This window comes from Microbacterium sp. (assembly GCF_035687345.1).
Lineage (GTDB): Bacteria > Actinomycetota > Actinomycetes > Actinomycetales > Microbacteriaceae > Microbacterium.
The window spans coordinates 26,325-42,773 of record NZ_DASRXZ010000122.1 but is presented as its reverse complement, the minus strand read 5'-3'; the positions used below and the strand labels follow the sequence as shown (position 1 = coordinate 42,773).

At 70.1% G+C, this 16,449-nt stretch carries 15 protein-coding genes and 1 tRNA gene; 2 read left to right on the top strand and 14 right to left on the bottom strand.

The genetic code is table 11. The features are described 5' to 3' along the window. Positions 1-20: 20 nt before the first annotated feature. A complete protein-coding gene (locus tag VFF97_RS13625) occupies positions 21-935 on the top strand; it encodes an aminoglycoside phosphotransferase family protein (protein WP_325034038.1) in 915 nt (304 codons plus the stop codon). A 4-nt stretch (positions 936-939) separates the two neighbouring features. Here VFF97_RS13625 and VFF97_RS13620 read toward each other — a convergent pair whose 3' ends face one another. From VFF97_RS13620 to VFF97_RS13605, 4 genes are all read right to left on the bottom strand, one after another. Beyond that, positions 940-1,869, bottom strand: a complete 930-nt coding sequence (locus tag VFF97_RS13620) for a hypothetical protein (RefSeq protein ID WP_325034037.1) — start codon at positions 1,867-1,869, stop codon at positions 940-942. 130 nt (positions 1,870-1,999) lie between these two features. After that, a tRNA-Gln gene (locus VFF97_RS13615) sits at positions 2,000-2,071 on the bottom strand. Positions 2,072-2,155: 84 nt separating this feature from the next. Next, entirely contained in the window at positions 2,156-3,670 is a 1,515-nt protein-coding gene (gene gltX, locus VFF97_RS13610) for a glutamate--tRNA ligase (RefSeq protein WP_325034036.1), read from the bottom strand. A gap of 18 nt (positions 3,671-3,688) precedes the next feature. Further along, a complete protein-coding gene (locus VFF97_RS13605; protein WP_325034035.1) occupies positions 3,689-4,666 on the bottom strand; it encodes a LysR family transcriptional regulator in 978 nt (325 codons plus the stop codon). Positions 4,667-4,748: 82 nt separating this feature from the next. Here VFF97_RS13605 and VFF97_RS13600 point away from each other — a divergent pair, with 82 nt between their 5' ends. Continuing rightward, a complete protein-coding gene (locus VFF97_RS13600) occupies positions 4,749-5,852 on the top strand; it encodes an aminotransferase class V-fold PLP-dependent enzyme (protein ID WP_325034034.1) in 1,104 nt (367 codons plus the stop codon). On the opposite strand, the gene VFF97_RS13595 is transcribed toward VFF97_RS13600, so the two are convergent. The 10 genes from VFF97_RS13595 to VFF97_RS13550 all read right to left on the bottom strand — a co-directional run bounded on the left by VFF97_RS13595 (position 5,763) and on the right by VFF97_RS13550 (position 16,407). After that, a complete protein-coding gene (locus VFF97_RS13595; protein ID WP_325034033.1) occupies positions 5,763-7,085 on the bottom strand; it encodes an MFS transporter in 1,323 nt (440 codons plus the stop codon). The genes VFF97_RS13600 and VFF97_RS13595 overlap by 90 nt on opposite strands. Before the next feature lie 21 nt (positions 7,086-7,106). Beyond that, a complete protein-coding gene (locus VFF97_RS13590; protein ID WP_325034032.1) occupies positions 7,107-7,874 on the bottom strand; it encodes a fumarylacetoacetate hydrolase family protein in 768 nt (255 codons plus the stop codon). A 46-nt stretch (positions 7,875-7,920) separates the two neighbouring features. Further along, a complete protein-coding gene (locus VFF97_RS13585) occupies positions 7,921-9,027 on the bottom strand; it encodes a branched-chain amino acid aminotransferase (protein WP_325034031.1) in 1,107 nt (368 codons plus the stop codon). A 45-nt stretch (positions 9,028-9,072) separates the two neighbouring features. After that, a complete protein-coding gene (locus VFF97_RS13580) occupies positions 9,073-10,125 on the bottom strand; it encodes a 3-isopropylmalate dehydrogenase (protein WP_325034030.1) in 1,053 nt (350 codons plus the stop codon). Positions 10,126-10,182: 57 nt separating this feature from the next. Next, positions 10,183-11,787 (bottom strand): phosphoglycerate dehydrogenase, encoded by a 1,605-nt coding sequence (gene serA / locus VFF97_RS13575; RefSeq protein WP_325034029.1) that lies wholly within the window; start codon positions 11,785-11,787, stop codon positions 10,183-10,185. Between the two features lie 154 nt (positions 11,788-11,941). Then, positions 11,942-12,292, bottom strand: coding sequence for a bacitracin resistance protein (locus VFF97_RS13570; protein WP_325034028.1), 351 nt, complete (start codon positions 12,290-12,292; stop codon positions 11,942-11,944). After that, on the bottom strand, positions 12,289-12,816 hold the full coding sequence (locus tag VFF97_RS13565; RefSeq protein ID WP_325034027.1) for a DNA polymerase III subunit gamma/tau: 528 nt from the start codon (positions 12,814-12,816) through the stop codon (positions 12,289-12,291). Before VFF97_RS13565 ends, VFF97_RS13570 begins: the two co-directional genes overlap by 4 nt. Positions 12,817-12,976: 160 nt before the next feature. Beyond that, positions 12,977-14,002, bottom strand: coding sequence for a ketol-acid reductoisomerase (gene ilvC, locus VFF97_RS13560; protein ID WP_325034026.1), 1,026 nt, complete (start codon positions 14,000-14,002; stop codon positions 12,977-12,979). Positions 14,003-14,093: 91 nt separating this feature from the next. Beyond that, positions 14,094-14,603: an acetolactate synthase small subunit gene (ilvN, locus tag VFF97_RS13555; protein ID WP_325034025.1), complete on the bottom strand. Its 510-nt coding sequence runs from the start codon at positions 14,601-14,603 to the stop codon at positions 14,094-14,096. 1 nt (position 14,604) lies between these two features. Further along, positions 14,605-16,407, bottom strand: a complete 1,803-nt coding sequence (locus VFF97_RS13550) for an acetolactate synthase large subunit (RefSeq protein WP_325034024.1) — start codon at positions 16,405-16,407, stop codon at positions 14,605-14,607. Between the last annotated feature and the right edge of the window lie 42 nt (positions 16,408-16,449).

Below are 16,449 nucleotides of genomic sequence, written 5' to 3'. Positions count from 1 at the left end.
GAACCGGTATCGTCGGCGGGATGCCCGACAAGCCTGCGGCCGAGGTCGCGATCGATGAGCACCTGATCCGCACCCTGCTCGCCGAGCAGGCGGCCGATGTCGTCCCGCATGCGGCGAGCCGTCCGCTCTCGCTCGCCGAGACCGGGTGGGACTGCGAGATGTGGCGACTCGGCGACGACCTCGCGGTGCGGATGCCGCGACGCACGGTTGCCGCGAACCTGCTCGTCCATGAGCACGAGGTCCTGCCGACGCTCGCAGGGCTGGTCGCGCCGAGCGGCGTCGGCGTGCCCGCCCCCCTGGTTCGAGGCCTGCCGTCGGGCGGGTTCCCGTGGCGATGGTCGGTGGTCCCGTGGTTCGCCGGCACGAGTGCGCTGTCGGTCCCGCGCGCGGAGCGCGCGGCGTGGGCACCCGACCTTGCCCGTGCGCTGCGTCTCATGCACGTGGAGGCGCCGTCGGCGCATCCGGTGAATCCGTTCCGCGGCGTGCCGCTCGCCGATCGCGACGACGCCGTCGAAGCGCGCCTCGCAGCGGTGCGCGCCCGACGGGCGGCACCCGAGGAGCGTCTGCGCGCGGCGGAGGAGATATGGCGCGCGGCGGTCGCGGCGTCCGCCCATTCCGGCCCTCCGGTCTGGATCCACGGCGATCTGCACCCGGGCAACCTCGTCGCCGACGACGGCCGGCTCGCCGCGATCATCGACTTCGGCGATGTGACCGCGGGTGACCCCGCGTACGACCTCGCGATCGCGTGGCTCGCGTTCGACGCGGCGGGTCGGGAACGCTTCATGGCGATGCTCGCCGACCGGCACGACGAGGCCACGTGGACGCGTGCTCGGGGATGGGCGGTGGCGGTCGCCGCGATTCTCCTCGATCACAGCGACGACAACCCCGAGTACGCCGCGCTCGGCGCTGAGGCCCTCGCCGAAGCGACGGCGTAGCGCTTCAGCCCTCGATGATCCTCGGGCCCTCGCCGATGTGCACCCACACCTCGACCACCTCGCCCTTCAGGATGAGCCGGATCGTGCTTCTCTGAGGGAGGTCGGGATCGGTGAGCTCCTGCAACCCGTAGTCATCCGTGATGTCGAAGACCGCGCCGAATTCAGCGGGCGCGCAACCGCCGTTGAGCCAGCGGTCGCCCACCGCCGCGAACAGGCACTCCTGGTCGGAGTCGTTGATGCCCGAGACCACCTGGAGGTCGCCGAACATCTCGTGCAGGCGGATGTCCTCCTGCTCGAGCTCGTAGTACACGAGCGCGCCGTCCGGCAGGAACACGATGTCCGACCCCGCGCGCGAGGAGTCGATCCCGAGCCGCGCGGCCGGCTGCGCCGCGGCGGCCGCGCCGAGTCCCACGCTCACGACCGCGCCCGCGATGACGGCGACGACGGCGATCGTCCACCGCGGGATGCGTCGCCACCAGGTGGCGACGCGCCCGAAGAAGCCCTTCGGAGCAGTCGAGGCGGCCGGTGCAGTCGGTTCGCCATCGGTCGCGGCTGCGGATGCGGCATCCGCCTCGCCTTGAGTGTCGTCAGACGACACGGATGCCTCGCCTGCCGGTGTGGACTGGGGATCGGCCGGTGCGGGCTGGGGATCGGCCGGCGCGGGCGGAACATCGCCCACGTCGATGACCTCGGCAGGCGCAGCCTCGTCCGTTGCCGCAGTCTCCTCGGCCGGAGCCTCGACACTCGCGGGAGGCTCCCCCGCGACCGGAGCGACCTCGTCTGCGATCGCGCCGCGACGCGCCAGGTCTTCAAGCTCCCGCAGGCGGGCGACCGCGTCCTGATCCTGCTCGATGTCGGCGTCCGGGCCGTACGCACGCCGCTGCAGAGCAGCGAGCTCATCCATGCGCTCGGGCGACAGCGACGATGCGGTCATCCCCCCATTATCTCCGTCCGCGAGCGAGCCGTGACACAGCGGCGGAACCGCGCCGAAGCCGCTCGAACGGGCGCGCCGGCATGACCGCCGAAACAAGAAAACCCCCGATCAATCGAGGGTTTCTGTCTTGCTGGGGTACCTGGACTCGAACCAAGAACAACTGAACCAGAATCAGCCGTGTTGCCAATTACACCATACCCCACCGGTTTCGACCGGGGTCGTGCCGAGGATCAAGTCTAGACGACCGACACCCCTCCTCCAAACCGAGCGGATCCCGCGCGCGTCGTCAGCCGCGGCTGTCGACGAACGCCGCGAGACGACGCAGCGTCTCGCCCTTGCCGAGCAGCTCGATGGACTCGAACAGCGGAGGCGAGACGCGGCGGCCGGTGAGCGCGACCCGCAGCGGACCGTACGCGACGCGGGGCTTGAGACCGAGCCCCTCGACGAGCGCGCCCGCGAGCGCCTCCTGCACCGCGGCCGCGGTGAACTCCGACTCCGGGATGAGCTCGAGCGCCGAGACGGACGCGACGACGACCTCGGCGGCGTTCTCGGGCAGAGACTTCAGCGCATCCTGGGCGTACGTGATCGAGTCCGTGAACAGGAACCCGAGGAGACCGGGCACCTCGCCGAGCAGTTGCACGCGCTCCTGCACGAGCGGGGCGGATGCCTCGATGAGCGCCTTCTGCTCGGGCGTCGGCGGCTCGGCGACGAGGCCCTCGGACGCCAGGTAGGGGACGATCCGCTCCGCGAAGTCGGCGGGCTGCAGCATCCGGATGTGGTCGCCGTTGATCGCCTCGGCCTTCTTCTGGTCGAAGCGGGCCGGGTTGGGGTTCACGTCGGCGATGTCGAATGCCGCGATGAACTCGTCGAGCGTGAAGACATCGCGATCGGGCGCGATCGACCACCCGAGGAGCGCGAGGTAGTTCAGCAGGCCCTCGTGGATGAAGCCCTTCTCGCGCTGGAGGAACAGGTCGGCCTTCGGGTCGCGCTTCGAGAGCTTCTTGTTGCCCGTCTCGCCGAGCACGAGCGGCATGTGCCCGAAGCGCGGTACGAACGTCGTGATGCCGGCGTCGATGAGCGCGCGGTAGAGCGCGAGCTGCCGGGCCGTCGACGGCATGAGGTCTTCACCGCGGATGACGTGCGTGATGCCCATGAGCGCGTCGTCGACCGGGTTCACGAACGGGTACAGCGGCACTCCCCCGGCTCGCACGAGCACGAAGTCGGGGAACGAGCCCGCCGGGAAGGTCACCTCGCCGCGGATGAGGTCGACGTACGTGAGGTCCTCGTCGGGGACCCGGAGGCGCCATGCGGGCTCGCGACCCTCGGCGCGGAACGCGGCCTTCTGCTCCTCGGTGAGATAGCGGTCGTAGTTGTCGTAGCCGAGCTGCTTCGCGCGGCCGTTGGCCTCGTTGCGGGCGTCGATCTCCGCGGGCGTCGAGTAGCTCTCGTACACGGCGCCGGTCTCGATGAGCTTGTCGAGCACTTCGCGGTAGATCTCGTGCCGCTGGGACTGCCGGTACGGCGCGTGCGGGCCGCCGACCTCGACACCCTCGTCCCAGTCGATCTGCAGCCACTTGAGCGCCTCGAGCAGCTGGAGGTAGCTCTCCTCGCTGTCGCGCGCGGCATCCGTGTCTTCGATGCGGAAGATCAGCTTGCCGCCGTTGTGGCGCGCATACGCCCAGTTGTAGAGGACCGTGCGGATGAGACCCACGTGCGGCAGCCCCGTCGGCGACGGGCAGAAGCGCACCCGGACGTCGGCGCCGGTCGCGGTGGTGGTGCGGGGATCGGGGGTGGAGGCCATTCGATCGATTTTAGTCGACTAACCTTCGTCGCCCTTGCCGGTGAGCACCGTCGGGAGCACGTGCATCATCGTGTCGAGCACGGCCCGGATCGACGGCACGCGCTCCGCGCCGTGCGCCGTCACGAGATGCAGCGTGCGCCGCTCGCCCTCCGGCAGCGGCCGCGTCACGACGCCGCCGAGCTTGGGGAACGCCTCCACCGCGAGGCGAGGCAGCGTCGCGACGCCGATCCCCTGAGCGACGAGGCCCTCGACCGCCACGAAGTTGTCGGTCTCGAACGTGATGCGCGGCTCGAACCCCGCCCGCCCGCACAGCTCCATGAGGTGGCCGCGGCAGCGCGGGCATCCGGCGATCCAGTTCTCCGACGCGAGGGTCGCGACGTCGAAGTCGTCATGTTGAGCCGCCGGATGCTCCAGCGGCAGCACCGCGAGCATGTCGTCGTGGCCCGCCGTGCGCACCGAGAGCCCGCGCGCACTCGCGCCGTGCGGGTCGTCGCGATCGCCCGGGTAGCTGAACGTGAGCGCGAGGTCGGCGCGGTCCTCGCGCACGGCCTCGACCGCCTCGGGCGGCTCGGCCTCGACGTACGTGACCTGGATGCCGGGGTTCGTCTCGGCGAGCTCGCGCAGCAGCCGCGGCACGACGGTCGGTGACGCGGACGGGAAGGAGACGAGCCGCACACGCCCCGTGCGCCCGCCGCGCAGCTGGGCGAGCTCGCCCGCCGCCGCGTCGAGGGCGGTCGTCACCGCCGGGGCGTGCCGCGCGAGCACCCGCCCGGCCTCGGTGAGGCGCACGCTCCGGCCGACCCGTTCGACGAGCGGAACCCCCAAACGGGCCTCGAGGCGCTTGAGGTGCTGGCTGATCGCCGGCTGGCTGTACCCCAGCACCGCCGCCGCGCCCGTGATCGACCCCTCGTCGGCGACGGCCTTCACCAGGCGGAGCGACTGCACGTCGAGACCGAGCCCGTCGGCGTCGAACGGATCGATAGTGGTGTCGGTCATGATCAGATCATAAGTCCATGTCATGTGTTGCATCGAATACTTGCTGTAGACGAATGAAATGAGCGGGGCCACACTCGTTCGCATGGTCCAGGCACTTCTCCTCCCCCGTCCCGCGCGCGACGACGCGCCGCGGCGCGGCCTGAACGTCGCCGACGTCCAGGAGCGGTTCGCGGGTGGTCGCGGTTACCTCGCCGCGTGCACGGCGGGGCTTCCGACTCGCGCGGCGCATGCCGCGATGGTCGCCGATGCGGATGCCGCAGCCCGCGGTCGCGTCGACGTCGCGGGCTACTCCGCCGCCGCCGAGCGCTCGCGCGCGCACTTCGCCGCCCTCGTCGGCGTCGCGCCTTCCCGGGTCGCGATCGGATCGCAGACCTCCGTGTCCGCAGCGCTGGTCGCGGCATCCGTTCCCGCCGGTGGCGAAGTGCTCTGCGTCGAGAACGACTTCGCCTCGCTGCTCCTCCCGTTCGTGCACGCGCCGCAGGGACTCCGCCTGCGCGCGGTTCCGCTCGGCGAGCTCGCCGACTCCGTCACCTCCGAAACCGCAATGGTGGTGTTCTCGCTCGTGCAGTCCGCAACCGGCGAAGTCGCCGACGAGCGCGCGATCCGCGCGGCCGCGGCACGCCACGGCGCCCGCACATTCTGCGATGCGACGCAGGCCGTCGGGTGGCTGCCGGTCGACGCATCCGGATTCGACGCCCTCGTGTGCCACGCGTACAAGTGGCTGTGCGCACCGCGGGGCGTCGCTTTCCTCGCGCTCTCGGAGGAGTTCGAGCGCGAGCTGCCCGCGCTGTTCGCCGGCTGGTACGCGGGCGGCGACCCGTGGACCTCGTGCTACGGGCACGAGGTCGACCTCGCCGACGACGCGACGCGGTTCGATGTGTCGCCCGCGTGGCAGGCGTTCGTCGGCGCGGAGCCGGCGCTCGAGCTCTTCGCGACCGCCGACCTCGAAGCGGTGCACGACTACACCACGGGTCTCGCGGCGATCTTCCGGCGCGGACTCGGGCTCGAGATCCCGCAGATCCCCAGCGCGATCGTCACATGGGACGACCCCGACGGATGCGACCTCGCGCGCCTCACGGCCGCAGGCATCACCGCGTCAGGACGAGCCGGGCGCGCTCGTGTCGCGTTCCACGTGTTCAACGACGATGTCGACGTCGAGATCGCCCTCGCCGCGCTCGGTCGCTGACTCCGGACGACGGCCGAGCGGCGAGAGTGCGATCGTCGCGACGACGAGCACGCCCGCGACGAGCGCGAGCCCCGCGTAGCCGATCCACGACAGCACGACGCCCGAGGCGATCGCGCCGACGGCGCCGACAAGGCTCATGATGAGGTCGCTGCGGCCTTGACGCCGCGTGCGCAGGTCTTCGGCGGAGGCCTCGGTCAGCAGGGCAGAGCCGGCGACGGTCGACGCGCTCCAGCCGAGCCCGAGCAGCACGAGCGCGACCGTCACCGCGACCGTGGACGCTTCGCCGAATGACGCTGTGAGGAGTGACGCGATGAGCAGCGCCTGACCGATGAGGATCGTCGGCACGCGTCCGATCCGGTCGGCGAGGATGCCGAAGACGGGCGACAGCGCGAACATGCCGGCGATGTGCAGGCTGATCGTCGTGCCGATGACGGTGAGCGACGCACCGTGGTGCAGCAGGTGCACGGGAGTCATCGCCATGACCGAGACCATCGTGCCGTGCGCGGCGGCGATCGCGAAGATCGCGTACCGCGCGACGACGGGCCGGTCGGGTTTGGCGATCGCACGTGTGGCCTTGCCGGCGTCGCGCGCCACGAGGTGCTGCGCGAGGATGAGCGGATCGGGCCGCAGCGCGACCAGGTACAGCGCGATCCCGAGCACCTGCGCGATCACCGTGAACAGGTACGGCCCTGTGAGCGGCGGCATGCCGAGGGCCTGCCCGAGGTCTTCGCCGGGTCCGGTGAGGTTCGGCCCGAGCACGGCGCCGATCGTCGTCGCCCACACGACGAGCGAGAGGTCGCGCCCGCGGGTCGCGTCGGTTGCGAGATCGGCGGCCGCGAAGCGCGTCTGGAGGTTGACGGCTTGCCCCGCCCCGACCAGCCCGAACGAGATCAACAGCAGCGGGAACGAGTCCAGCGCAACGCTCAGCACGACGAGCACGACGCCGACGAGCGCGATCGTCATGCCGAGCGCGAGCGACGGGCGGCGTCCGCGCGCGCGTGCGAAGGCCGCGAACGGCACCGCGAGCGCGGCCGTTCCGAGCGTTATCGCGGCCGCGGCGAGCCCCGAGAACGCCTCGTCGCCCGACAGCTCGGCGGCGAGAACCGCACCGAGCGACACCGTCGCGCCGAACGCGAGACCGCCGAGGATCTGCCCGATCGAGAGCACCCACACGGTGCGGCGCTGGATGCGCCCGACGTCCGAGACCGTGAGAGTCGCGGTATCCGTCTTCATGATGTCGCCGTGACGGCGCCGTCAGGCGGCGCGCGCCGAGTTGCGCAGCGTGCCGAGACCGGTGATCTCGACTTCGACGGTGTCGCCTGCCGCGAACGGACCGACCCCGGCGGGGGTGCCCGTCAGGATGACATCGCCGGGCAGGAGCGTGAACGCAGCCGATGCGTAGGCGATGACGTCGGCGAGCGAGAAGATCATGTCGCTGATCGGGCCCTGCTGGCGCACCTCGCCGTTGACGCGTGTCGTGATGACGGCGTCGCCGGCGACGTCGAAGTCCGTCTCGATCGCGGGGCCGAGCGGGCAGAACGTGTCGAAGCCCTTCGCGCGCGCCCACTGCCCGTCGGTCTTCTGAAGGTCGCGCGCGGTGACATCGTTCGCGATCGTGTAGCCGAACACGTACTCGAGCGCCTTGTCGGCCGGCACGTTCTTCGCGATGCGGCCGATGACCGCCGCGAGCTCGCCCTCGAAGTCGACGCGCGACGACTGCGGCGGGAGCACGATCGTGTCGCCAGGCCCGATCACCGACGTATTGGGCTTGAAGAACAGGAGCGGTGCATCGGGCACGTCGTTGCCGAGCTCGGCGGCGTGGTCGCGGTAGTTGCGGCCCACGCACACGATCTTCGACCGCGGGATGACCGGGGCGAGCAGCACGGCGTCGGAGATCGGCACGCGCTCGCCGGTCGTGTCGTAGCCCGCGAACATCGGGTCGCCCGACAGGACGACGAGATCCGTGTCGTCGACGATCCCGAACCGGATGGAGTCCTGGTGGCTGAAGCGCGCGATTCTCACCGGATCACCCTATCCACCCGCTCCGACGCCGCACGGCCGCGGACGGTCAATCGTCGAGGCGAAGCAGCCATCCGTGCTTGTCTTCGCGGCGCCCGTACTGGATGTCGGTCAGCTCTTCGCGCAGCGACAGCGCGAGCTCGCCGACGGGCTGCTCGTCGAAGAAGTCCTTGCCCTTCAGCACGCCGATCGGGGTGACGACGGCGGCCGTGCCGCACGCGAACACCTCGACGATGTCACCGGATGCCACGCCCTCGCGCCACTCGGCGAGCGAGATCGCACGACCTTCGACCTTGTGCCCGCGGTCGCGCGCGAGCTGCAGGATCGAGTCGCGAGTGATCCCCTCGAGGATCGAGTCGGACTGCGGCGTCACGAGCGTGCCGTCCTTGAAGACGAACACCACGTTCATGCCGCCGAGCTCCTCGACATTGCCGTCATGGTCGAGGAAGACGACCTGGTCGCACTCGTTCTCGTACGCCTCGGACTGCGGCAACAGGCTCGCGGCGTAGTTGCCGCCGGTCTTGGCCGCACCCGTGCCGCCCTTGCCGGCGCGCGCGTACTCCTCGCTGAGCCAGATCGACACCGGCTGCACGCCGCCCTTGAAGTAGGCGCCGGCGGGCGAGGCGATCACGTAGTAGGCGACCTTGTGCGCGGGGCGCACGCCGAGGAACGCCTCCTTCGCGAACATGAACGGCCGCAGGTAGAGGCTCTGGTCCTCGCCTGAGGGCACCCAGTCGCCGTCGACGGCGATGAGCTCGCGCAGCGACTGGATGAAGTACGGGACGGGAAGCTCGGGCAGCGCGAGGCGACGGGCGGAGCGCTGCATCCGTCGCCCGTTCTGATCGGGCCGGAAGGTGTGGATCGACCCGTCGGCGTGGCGGTACGCCTTGATGCCCTCGAAGATCTCCTGGCCGTAGTGCAGCACGGCAGCGGCGGGGTCGAGCGCGATCGGCCCGTACGGCTGGACGCGCGGACGGTGCCACCCGCCGTTGATGGACCAGCAGATGTCGACCATGTGGTCGGTGAAGTTCGTGCCGAAGCCGGGGTTCTCGAGGATCTTGTCGCGCTCGGCGGCGGACTTCGCCTGGAGGTTGCGGTGCACCGTGAACTCGAGCGGGGCGAGTCCGGTGTCGGGGTCGGAGTCGATGAGGGTCATGTCACGTCCTGAGGTTCTGTGTGGCGACGTGCCGGAGCTTCCAGGTTACGCCTGGACGGCGGCGGCGATGGCGTCGCCGATCTGGGCGGTGGTGCGGCCGGCGGTGCCGCGTGCCGCGATGTCGGCCTCGACCGCGCGGGTGACGCGGGCGGCCTCGTCGCGCAGCCCGAGGTGATCGAGCAGCAGCGCGACGGAGAGGATCGCAGCGGTGGGATCGGCCTTCTGCTGACCTGCGATGTCGGGCGCCGAACCGTGGACGGGCTCGAACATCGAGGGGAACGCGCCGTCGGGGTTGATGTTGCCCGAAGCGGCGAGGCCGATGCCTCCTGTGACGGCGCCGGCCAGATCGGTCAGGATGTCGCCGAAGAGGTTGTCGGTGACGATCACGTCGAAGCGGCCCGGGTTCGTGACCAGGAAGATCGTCGCCGCGTCGACGTGCAGGTAGTCTACGTCGACTTCGGGGTGCTCCCGCGCCACGTCGTCGACGATGCGCTTCCACATCGACCCCGCGTGCACGAGCACGTTGGTCTTGTGCACGAGCGTGACCTTCTTGCGCCGGCGCTCGGCGAGGTCGAACGCGTAGCGCACGACGCGCTCGACGCCGAACGCCGTGTTGACCGACGTCTCGTTGGCGACCTCGTGCGGCGTGCCCTTGCGGATGGCGCCGCCGTTTCCGACGTACGGCCCCTCGGTGCCCTCGCGCACGACGACGAAGTCGATCTCGCCCGGCTCGGCGAGCGGGCCGGGCGCGCCGGCGTAGAGCTTCGACGGGCGCAGGTTGACGTAGTGGTCGAGCTCGAACCGGAGCTTGAGCAGCAGCCCGCGCTCGATGTTCGCGTCCTTCAGTCGCGGGTCGCCCGGCACTCCCCCGACCGCTCCGAGCAGGATCGCATCGTGCTGCTTGATCGCGTCGAGGTCGGCGTCGGTGAGCGTGTCGCCGGTCTCGAGGTAGCGCGCGGCTCCCAGCGAGAACCGGGTCTTGTCGAACCGGATGCCGCTGTCCGCGGTCGCCGCGTCGAGCACCTTCTCGGCCTCGGCGATGACCTCGGGTCCGATCCCGTCACCGGGGATGACAGCGAGCTTCACGACGCGCGACATTGCTCTCCTTGCTCGGGGTGAGGTGCGCGGGGAACGCGCAGGGTTCCAGGCTACGGGTCAGTCCTCGGTGATCTCGATCTGCCGGAACAGGTCGGCGCCCACGGCCTCGCGCATCTGGTTGAGCACGGCCTCGGGCACGGGCGAGTCGACGGTCAGCACCGACAGCGCGCGGCCGCTCGCGTCGGGGTGCGCGACCTGGAGCCCTTCGATGTTGATGTTCTGGTCGCCGAGCTCCTTCGCGTAGATCGCGACGATTCCCGGACGGTCCTGGTACCGCATGACGAGGTGGTACTGCGCGAACGGCACCTCGATCTCGTAGCCGTTGATGCCCACGACCTTGGGCACCATGCGGGTGCCGGCGAGCGTGCCGGCGACGGTGAGGACCGTGCCGTCGGCGAGCGTGCCGCGCAGGATGGTGATGTTGCGGTACAGCGGGCTCTCGGCCTCGACGATGAGCCGGGTCTCGATGCCGCGCTGCTCGGCGAACAGCGGAGCGTTCACGTACGACACGTTCTCGGACACGATGCGCGTGAAGATGCCCTTGAGCGCCGCGAGGCGGTACACGCTCACGTCGTAGGCGGCGAGTTCGCCGCGCACCTCGATGTCGAGGCTCGTGAGCGCTCCGTGGGCGAGGCCGGTGAAGAACTGGCCGAGCTTCTCGACGAGCGCGATGCCGGGGCGCACGAACGGGTCGATCACGCCGCCCGCGACGTTGACGGCGTCGGGCACGAGGTCGCCCTCGAGGGCGAGCTTGACCGAGCGCGCGACCGAGATGCCCGCCTTCTCCTGCGCCTCGTCCGTCGACGCGCCGAGGTGCGGCGTGACGACGACGTTCGGCAGGGTGAGCAGGCGGTGCGCCGAGCCGCCCTCGACGGGGGGCTCGCTCGTGAAGACGTCGAGTCCGGCTCCGGCGATCACGCCGGTGGAGAGCGCGTCGTAGAGGGCGTCCTCGTCGATGAGACCGCCGCGCGCGACGTTCACGAGGTACGCGGTGCGCTTCATAGAGCGGAGCTGCTCAGCACCGATCATGCCCGTCGTCTCGGGTGTCTTCGGCATGTGCACCGTCACGAAGTCGCTCTGCGCGAGCACCTCGTCGAACGAGAGGAGCTCGACCTGGAGCTGCGACGCGCGGGCGGGAGTCACGTACGGGTCGTAGCCGACCACGCGCACGCCGAACGCGCGCAGGCGCTCGGCGATGAGCCCGCCGATGCGGCCGAGGCCGATGATGCCGACCGTCTTCTCGAAGAGCTCGGTGCCGGTGTAGGCGCTGCGCTTCCACGCGCCGCCCGCGAGCGACGCGTGCGCCGCCGGGATGTGGCGCGCGAGGCTCAGGATGTGGCCGATGGTGAGCTCGGCGGCCGAGATGATGTTCGACGTCGGCGCGTTCACGACCATGACGCCGGCGGCCGTGGCCGCCTTGATGTCGACGTTGTCGAGGCCTACGCCCGCGCGGGCGACGACCTTGAGCTGCGGAGCCGCCGCGAGCGCCTCGCCGTCGATGCGGGTCGCCGAGCGGATGAGCACCGCGTGCGCATCCGTCAAAGCCGCCAGCAGCGCCGGACGGTCGGTTCCGTCGACGTGGCGCACGTCGAAGTCGGGTCCGAGCGCATCGATCGTGGCCGGAGAGAGCTGTTCGGCGATGAGGACGACGGGCTTCGTCACGAGATGGTCCTTCGGAGCGGGCATGCCAGAGCGATGCGGATGCGACGGTGCGGTGGAAATCCTCGCTCAGGCCCGCGTTCGGCAGGCGGCGAGGCCGTCCCCAAGCCTAGCGCGAGGCACCTGCCGGGCTTGAACCGTGACGCTCCGCTACGTCTCACCCACCGAGGAGCGACGCTCCGTACACCGTCGCGTACCCCACCACGTTGAGCCAGAACACGGCGACGAGCCCGAGACCCGCGAGAAGCGCGGCGGCGAACTCGCCCGCGCGGCGCCGATAGCCGAGCCAGAACGCGATCGCGAAGGCGATGAGGGGGAAGATCACCGCCGAGAGCAGAAGCGCCCACCCGTACCCGTTGAGCCCGAGCGGCCCGGTCGCCTGGATGAGCAGGAACGCGAGTGCGTTCCACACCGCGTACGCGTAGAAGAGGCCGAACACACCAGCGATCGTCGCGATGACCCACACCGGCATGGGTCGCGAGGGCGCGGCATCCGTCATGTCGGTCATCGTCCGATCGCCCCCATCATGATGAACGGCCACGGAATGAGCAGGAGCGCCCCCGCGGCGAGCCATGCGAAGCGCATCCACACGGGCGACGTCCGCGTGAGGAGATAGACCGCGGCGAACCAGATGATCGGGGTCGCCGCGGCGAGCCACATCGCGACGTCGTACGCGATGGGCGAGACGAGGAACTGCGCGGTGCCGCGCAGCCGCAGTCCGCCGACGATCCAGCCGATCGCGTAAAGAAGGTAGATGCCCCCGAGGACACCGAGGCCGATGAGGCCGGCGTTTCCGAGCGATGCGGATGCCCCGCCCGCAGTCTCGCGGTCGGCGAGGACCGCCGTCTCATCCGCATCCGTGCCCTTGGCGAACTCCTCGCTGCCTTTGCCCACGGCGGTGAAGCCCTCGGGGAGGACCTTCGTCGCGTCGGGCTCAGGCTCGGCGTCGGGCGGCGGGGTCGCCCCGACATCGAGCGTGGGGTCGTCGTCACCCTCCCACGTCAGGGCGTCGTCGTCGCGTCCCGCTGTCACGGTGCCAGCGTAGTGCCGCGCACCCGGCCTGCCGCAGCGGCGCGGCGAGCGGTCGGCACAAGGGACGAGGAACGCCGGCCGCCGCCGCCCCGGTTGGGGGCGACGACGACCGGCGGGAAGCCGTGCCGGATCGGCAGGCCGTCTCGATGCCGAGGTCAGGTCAGCGCGCGGCCGAGCCCTCGGTGTAATCCTCGTCCGTCTGCTTCCACGCGAACAGGGCGCGCAGCTCCTTGCCGACGCCCTCGATCGGATGCTGGGCGGCCTTCTCGCGGAGGGCGTAGAACTCGGCGCCGCCGTTGTCCTGGTCCTCGATGAAGCGCTTCGCGAACGCGCCCGACTGGATGTCGGCGAGCACGGCCTTCATGTTCTCCTTGACGTGCGGGTCGATCACACGCGGGCCGGAGACGTAGTCGCCGTACTCGGCGGTGTCGGAGACGCTCCAGCGCTGCTTCGCGATGCCGCCCTCCCACATGAGGTCGACGATGAGCTTGAGTTCGTGCAGCACCTCGAAGTACGCGATCTGCGGCTGGTAGCCCGCCTCGGTGAGCACCTCGAACCCGTACTGGACGAGCTGCGAGACGCCGCCGCACAGCACGGCCTGCTCGCCGAACAGGTCGGTCTCGGTCTCTTCCGTGAAGGTCGTCTTGATGCCGCCCGCGCGGAGGCCGCCGATGGCCTTCGCGTAAGACCACGCGGTGTCCCACGCCTTGCCCGACGCGTCCTTCTCGACCGCGACGATGACCGGCACACCACGCCCGGCCTCGTACTCGCGGCGAACCGTGTGGCCGGGGCCCTTCGGGGCGACCATCACGACGTCGACACCCTCGGGCGCCTGGATGTAGCCGAAGCGGATGTTGAAGCCGTGGCTGAACAGGAGCGTCTTGCCCTCGCTCAGGTTGTCCTTGATGGACTCCGCGTAGATGCCGCGCTGGTGCTGGTCGGGCGCGAGGATCACGATCACGTCGGCCCAGGCCGCGGCATCCGCCACGGTCTTGACCTCGAAGCCCGCCTCCTTCGCCTTCTCGATCGACTTCGAGCCCTCCTTGAGCGCGACGACGACCTCGACGCCGGAGTCGCGCAGGTTGAGGGCGTGCGCGTGGCCCTGCGAGCCGTAGCCGACGATCGCGACCTTCTTGCTCTGGATGATCGACAGGTCGGCGTCGGCGTCGTAGAAGATCTCGGTCATGTGTTGTGTCTCCTTGTGGTGGTTCGGTCCCCGAGCTTGTCGAGGGGTCGTGGTCGCTTCGGGCCTTCCGCGGGCTCAGGGACCGCTGAGGTCAGCCGCGCGCGACGCGCTCGGTGATGGACTTGCTGCCGCGGCCGATCGCGAGAAGGCCGGACTGGGCGAGCTCCTTGATGCCGAAGGGCTCGAGCGCCCGCAGGAACGCCTCGACCTTGCCCTTGTCGCCGGTCACCTCGACGACGAGCGCGTCCGGCGCGTAGTCGACGATCTGGGCGCGGAACAGGCTCACGACCTCGAGCACGTTGGAGCGCGTCTGATTGTCGGCGCGCACCTTGATCAGCATGTGCTCGCGCTGCACGGATGCCGCGGGGTCGAGCTCGACGATCTTGATGACGTTCACGAGCTTGTTCAACTGCTTCGTGACCTGCTCGAGCGGGAGCTCCTCGACGTCGACGACGACCGTGATGCGGGACAGGCCCGGCACCTCGGTGACGCCCACGGCGAGCGACTCGATGTTGAATCCGCGACGCGCGAACAGTCCTGCGACGCGCGTGAGCAGACCGGGCTTGTTCTCGACGAGAAGGCTCAGCACATGACTCGGCATCTCACGACTCCTGCTCGAACGCGGGCGAGTGATCGCGCGCGTACTGGATGTAGCTGTTGCTCACGCCCTGCGGCACCATCGGCCACACCATCGCGTCGGCGCTCACGACGAAGTCGATGACGACCGGGCGATCGTTGGTCTCGAGCGCGGTGCGGATGGCGGCGTCGACGTCCTCTTCCTTCTCGACGCGCAGCGCGAGGCATCCGTACGCCTCCGCGAGCTTCACGAAGTCGGGGATGCGCGCCGTGCCGTGGCCGGTCTCGAGATCGGTGTTCGAGTAGCGGCCGTCGTAGAACAGCGTCTGCCACTGGCGCACCATGCCCAGGGACGAGTTGTTGATGATCGCGACCTTGATCGGGATGTTGTTGATCGCGCAGGTGGCGAGCTCCTGATTGGTCATCTGGAAGCAGCCGTCGCCGTCGATCGCCCACACCGGGCGGTCGGGCTCGGCGACCTTCGCACCCATCGCGGCGGGCACCGCGTAGCCCATCGTGCCCGCGCCGCCCGAGTTGAGCCATGCGTTGGGCCGCTCGTACTTGATGAACTGCGCCGCCCACATCTGGTGCTGGCCCACGCCCGCGGCGTAGACGCCCTCGGGTCCGGTGAGCTCGCCGATGCGCTGGATCACGTACTGCGGAGAGAGCAGACCGTCGCTCGTCGGCGAGTAGCCCAGCGGGAACTCGTCGCGTAGCCCGTCGAGGAACGACCACCACGCGGTCGTGTCGGGCTTCGTTCCGCCCGTGACGCCCTGGAACGCCGCGTCGAGGTCGACGAGGACGTCCTTCAGGTCGCCCACGATCGGCACGTCGGCCGTGCGGATCTTCGAGATCTCGGCGGGGTCGATGTCGACGTGCACGATCTTCGCGTGCGGCGCGAACAGCGCGGACTTGCCGGTCACACGGTCGTCGAAGCGCGAGCCGAGCGCGAGGATGAGGTCGGCCTCCTGCAGCGCGAGCACCGCGGGAACGGTTCCGTGCATGCCGGGCATGCCCAGGTGCTGCGGATGCGAGTCGGGGAACGCCCCGCGCGCCATGAGGGTCGTGACGACCGGGGCGCCGGTCGACTCGGCGAAGGTCTGGAGCTCGCTGGCCGCTCGGGCGCGGATCACACCTCCACCGACGTACAGCACGGGCTTCTTGGCCTCGGCGAGGAGCCGCGCCGCGGCCTGGATCTGCTTTCCGTGCGCCTTCGTGACCGGGCGGTAGCCGGGCAGGTCGATCTTCGGCGGCCACACGAAGGGCACCTCGTTCTGCTGCGCGTCCTTCGTGATGTCGACGAGCACGGGACCGGGGCGACCTGTGCCGGCGATCTCGAACGCCGCGGCGATCGCACCGGGGATCTCCTCGGCGCGCTTCACGAGGAAGGAGTGCTTCGTGATCGGCATCGTGATGCCGACGATGTCGGCCTCCTGGAAGGCATCCGTCCCCATGAGGTTCGAGAAGACCTGACCCGTGATGCACACGATCGGAACCGAGTCCATGTAGGCGTCGGCGATCGCGGTGACGAGGTTGGTCGCACCCGGTCCGGACGTCGCGATCGCGACGCCGGTCTTGCCGGATGCCGCGGCGTAGCCCTCCGCGGCGTGACCGGCGCCCTGCTCGTGCCGCACGAGGATGTGGCGGATCTTCGACGCGTCCATGAGCGGGTCGTACACGGGCAGGATGGCGCCGCCCGGCAGACCGAACACGTCGGTCACACCGAGCAGTTCGAGCGAGCGGACGACCGCCTCGGCGCCCGAGAGCACGGGCGCGGACGCGGTGCGAGCGGGAGGCCGGGGAACGGCCGGGGCGGAGTCGGCGGGCATGGTGATGGATCCTCGGATCTGTGGTCAGGGTTCGAAGTGCGG